Below are 4498 nucleotides of genomic sequence, written 5' to 3'. Positions count from 1 at the left end.
GTAACGCCGCAGAAGCTACCCCACCCCAACCCTCCCCTGCACTGCGTGCAAGGGAGGGAGCGTAGTGCCGAGCCATGCTCGGCAGGGGCTCTACCGATAATGCCTCAGCCGAGCATGGCTCGGCTCTACATCTGAAGCAGAGCTCGGCTCTACCGATGCACGCTGCCGATACTCGCCGCCGGGTAACGCAAACCCGCCGCCGCATCCACCGGGAACACCGCGTCAATCCGCGCCAGGTCCTCGGCACTCAGAACCACGTCCAACGCACCCAGATTCTCCTCCAGATACGGCAGGCGCTTGGTGCCCGGAATCGGCACCAGGTCATCGCCCTGCGCCAACACCCATGCCAAGGCCAACTGCCCTGGCGTCACGCCCTTGTCGGCGGCAATCGCATTGACCTGTTCCACCAGCGCCAGATTGCGGCCGAAATTTTCGCCCTGGAAGCGCGGTGAATTGCGCCGGTAATCACCGTCTTCGAAATCGGCCGGGCTGCGGATCGCACCAGTCAGGAAGCCACGGCCCAACGGCGAGTACGGCACGAAGCCAATGCCCAGCTCACGCACCGTCGCCAGCACATCGTTCTGCTCCGGCTCGCGTGACCACAGCGAATACTCGGTCTGCAGCGCGGTGATCGGATGCACCGCATGCGCGCGGCGGATCGTCTCCGGTGCTGCCTCGGACAAGCCCAGGTAACGCACCTTGCCCTGCTCGACCAGCCGCGCCATCGCACCCACGGTGTCCTCGATCGGCACCTGCGGATCGACACGGTGCTGGTAGTACAGATCGATGTGATCCACGCCAAGCCGCTGCAGGCTGGCCTCGCAGGCCGCCTGCACGTATTCCGGACGACCATCGACACCGCGCGCCTGCGGATCATTGGCATCCAGCCGCACACCGAATTTGGTGGCCAGGAACACCTGCGTGCGACGGTCGGCAATCGCCTTGCCAACCAGCACTTCATTGGTATGCGGGCCGTACATGTCGGCGGTATCCAGCAGCGTCACGCCACGTTCCAGCGCGCGGTGGATCACCGCAATCGAGGCGGCATCATCACCACGGCCGCCATAGAACGCACTCATACCCATGCAGCCCAGGCCAAGTGCGGAAACAACGGGACCATTGCGGCCCAGAACTCGGGTTTTCATCGGCGACTCCAACGGGGGAAAGGACGGAGGCAACTGTAGGCCCTCGCCACTATGTCGATAAAGGCGGATACTCCGCATTGACCATGAAGCCTGACTTCACAGTAGACCCAAGCCTGTTGCCGGCCCTGGCGGCCTTCGCCTGCGTGGCCAGGCATGCCAGCTTTCGCCACGCCGCGATCGAACTGGGTATCTCGCCGTCGGCCTTGTCGCAGACCATCCGCAACCTGGAACGCCGCCTCGGCACCCGCCTGCTGCAGCGGACCACGCGCCGGGTTGGCCTGACCGAGGCGGGCCAGCGCCTGCTGCTGGACACCGCCCCGGCACTGGCCCGGATCGGCGAGGCGCTGCATGCGGTGGAGGCCAACCGCGATGTCGCCACCGGCCAGCTGCGCATCACCGCGCCACGCTTCGCCATCGAATATCTGCTCTTGCCACACCTGCCCGCCTTCCACGCCGCCTACCCGCAGGTGGAAGTGGAACTGTCCATGCAGGCGGCACTGGTCGATGTGGTCGGGGAAGGCTTCGATGCCGGCATCCGCCTGGGCGAGGCGCTGGCCGATGGCATGATCGCGGTGCCGCTGGGGCCGCCAATGCGCTGGACGGTGGTCGCCGCGCCGGAATACCTGCAGCGGCACGGCACGCCGCAAACGCCTGAAGCGTTGATCGGCCATGCCTGCATCCGTCACCGCAACAGCAATGGTCGGGTGATGCCCTGGGAGTTCAGCCGTGATCACCGCGACTTCACCCTCGATGTCAGCGGGTCGCTGCTGCTCAACGACAGCACCCTGGCCTTGCAGGCAGCGCGCGACGGGCTTGGCCTGCTGCAGATATTCGACGCCATCGCCCGCACCGACATCGACGCGGGTCGCGTGCATGGACTGCTCGATGACTGGCAACCGCCCTATCCCGGCTTCCATCTCTATTACCCATCGCGCGAACAGCTGGCACCCAAGCTGCGCGTGTTCCTCGATTTCATGCGTGCAGCCAATGCCGCAGGCTGATCGCCGCACATTTGCGGACGGATCACGCTTGCCTGCATCGCCACGGCGACGCAAGCTGGCAGCCTGATCCCCGCGAGTCCACGCTTCCGGCATGCGCCGCCTCGACCGTCACCTCGGCCAACTCTGGGCCCACGAAAAAGCCAGCTACGGGTTGCGCGTGTTCATCGCGCTCACTGCCGCCATCGCCTATGGCTGGTACGACGGCCACCTTGAAGCCATCCCCGGCCTGTTCCTCGGCATCATCGCCAGCGCCATCGCCGAGACCGACGACAACTGGTGGGGCCGCACAAAATCCGTGCTGTTGTCGCTGCTGTGCTTCGTCGCTGCCGCGGCGGCGGTCATCGCGCTGTTCCCCTACCCCGTCCCCTTCATCAGCGCGTTGGCGTTGACCGCCTTCGGCCTGACCCTGCTCGGTGCGCTGGGCGAGCGTTATGCCTCCATCGGCCAGGCCACGGTGACGCTGGCGATCTACGCGATGATCGCGATGGACCAGCACCACAACGTCAGCCAGCAGCAGGCACTGCGCGAGGTGATCCCACTGCTGGTCGGCGCCAGCTGGTATGGGCTGCTGTCGATCCTGTGGACGGCGATGTTCGCCAACCGCCCGGTGCGCGAACGGTTGGCGCGGCTGTTCTTCGAACTCGGCCACTACCTGCAGCTCAAGGCCGACCTGTTCGAACCGGTGCGGCAAGGCAACCTGGAGGCACGGCGGTTGGCCCTGGCCGAGCAGAATGTGCGCGTGGTGCAGGCGCTGAACATCGCCAAGGCCGCCATCCTCAGCCGCTTCGGCCGCTCTGGCCGGCCCGGTGTGCAGTCGGGCCTGTACTTCCGCCTGTACTACATGGCGCAGGATTTCCACGAGCGCGCCAGCTCCTCGCACTACCCGTATGAAGCCCTGGCCGACGCCTTCTTCCACAGCGACGTCCTGTACCGCTGCCGGCGCCTGTTGTCGCTGCAGGGCAAGGCCTGCCAGTCGCTGGGAGAGGCCATCCGCCTGCGCCAGCCGTTCGACTATGGCGAGCGCACCCGCAGCGCCGGCCAGGACCTGCAGTCCTCGCTGCAGTACCTGCGCGAGCAACGCAATCCGCAGTGGACACGCCTGCTTGGCTCGCTACAACTGCTGGCCGCCAACCTGACCAGCATCGAACGGCAGCTGTCCGAAGCCGCCTTGGCGGATACACCGCTGGAAGGCATCGATACCCGCCTGCGTGATTCCTCGCCGCACACCCTGCGCGAAATGGGCACCCGCCTGCGGCAGGCGCTGACGCCGGGCTCGCTGCTGTTCCGCCATGGCGTGCGCATCGCACTGGCGCTGATCGCCGGTTACGCACTGCTGAGGGTGGTGCACCCGGAGAACGGCTACTGGATCCTGCTGACCATCGTCTTCGTGTGCCGGCCGAACTTCGGCGCCACCCGCCTGCGGCTGGTGCAGCGCATCGCCGGCACCCTGCTCGGCCTGGGCGTGACCTGGGCGTTGATGCAGCTGTTCCCCGGCACCGGCCTGCAACTGCTGCTGGCATTGGCAGCGGCCTTGCTGTTCTTCATCACCCGCACCGACCGTTACCTGCTGGCCACGGCCGCAATCACGGTGATGGCGCTGCTGTGCTTCAACCTGATCGGCAACGGTTTCGTGCTGATCTGGCCGCGCTTCCTCGACACCTTGATCGGCTGCGTCATCGCCGCGATCGCCTCGCTGCTGATCCTGCCCGACTGGGAAGGCCGGCGCCTGCACAAGGTGATGGCGCAGGTGATCGCCACCAGCACCGCCTACCTGGATGAAGTGCTGGGCCAGTACCGCAGCGGCATGCGCGACGACCTGCCCTACCGCATCGCCCGCCGCGACATGCACAACGCCGACGTCGCACTGTCGGTGGCCTTGGCCAACATGCTGCGTGAGCCGGGCTATGCGCGCGGCAATCTGGATGCGGGCTTCCGCTTCCTCGCCCTGTCCAACACCTTGCTTGGCTATCTGTCGGCGCTGGGTGCGCATCGCGCGCAGGCGGATGCGGTCAATGAGGATGCACTGGTTGCTGACGGGCATCGGCAGCTGCAGCAGTCGCTGGCAGCATTGGCAGCAGCCTTGGGCAAGCGCCAGCCGGCGGAACCGCAGGAAGACGAGGTCGCACTGGCCGATGCGTTGGAGCAGATACCTGACGAGATCGATGAGAAGTCGCGGCTGGTGCGCACCCAGCTGGCTTTGATGCTCAGGCTGTTGCCGAAGCTGAGGGCAGCGGCGGAAGAAGCGATGTTGCCGGCGTAGTTGCTGTGGCTGTGGCTGTGGCTGTGGCTGTGGCTGTGGCTGTGGCTGTGGCTGTGGCTGTGGCTGGGGCTGGGGCTGTGGCTGTCCCTTCG

3 protein-coding genes are annotated in these 4498 nt (G+C 66.2%); 2 read left to right on the top strand and 1 reads right to left on the bottom strand.

The features are described 5' to 3' along the window. Positions 1 to 149 precede the first annotated feature (149 nt). Positions 150 to 1145 (bottom strand): aldo/keto reductase, encoded by a 996-nt coding sequence (locus QMX78_RS20190; protein ID WP_282272991.1) that lies wholly within the window; start codon positions 1143 to 1145, stop codon positions 150 to 152. Positions 1146 to 1228: 83 nt separating this feature from the next. On the opposite strand from QMX78_RS20190, the gene QMX78_RS20185 reads away from it, so the two are divergent. Both QMX78_RS20185 and yccS read left to right on the top strand, forming a co-directional pair. Next, positions 1229 to 2146, top strand: a complete 918-nt coding sequence (locus QMX78_RS20185; RefSeq protein ID WP_282272989.1) for a LysR family transcriptional regulator — start codon at positions 1229 to 1231, stop codon at positions 2144 to 2146. A gap of 91 nt (positions 2147 to 2237) precedes the next feature. Further along, entirely contained in the window at positions 2238 to 4406 is a 2169-nt protein-coding gene (gene yccS / locus QMX78_RS20180; protein WP_282272987.1) for a YccS family putative transporter, read from the top strand. Positions 4407 to 4498: the final 92 nt, after the last annotated feature.

This window comes from Stenotrophomonas sp. PS02298, assembly GCF_029959445.1.
In the GTDB taxonomy this organism is placed as follows: Bacteria; Pseudomonadota; Gammaproteobacteria; order Xanthomonadales; family Xanthomonadaceae; genus Stenotrophomonas.
The sequence above is the reverse complement of the archived record's forward strand: the minus strand, read 5'-3'. Positions and strand labels throughout refer to the sequence as shown.

Bases quoted from the DNA above. Each gene is read 5' to 3' on its own strand.
- QMX78_RS20185 (WP_282272989.1), top strand. From the start codon at position 1,229: ATGAAGCCTGACTTCACAGTAGACCCAAGCCTGTTGCCGGCCCTGGCG.
- yccS (WP_282272987.1), top strand. From the start codon at position 2,238: ATGCGCCGCCTCGACCGTCACCTCGGCCAACTCTGGGCCCACGAAAAA.
- QMX78_RS20190 (WP_282272991.1), bottom strand. From the start codon at position 1,145: ATGAAAACCCGAGTTCTGGGCCGCAATGGTCCCGTTGTTTCCGCACTT.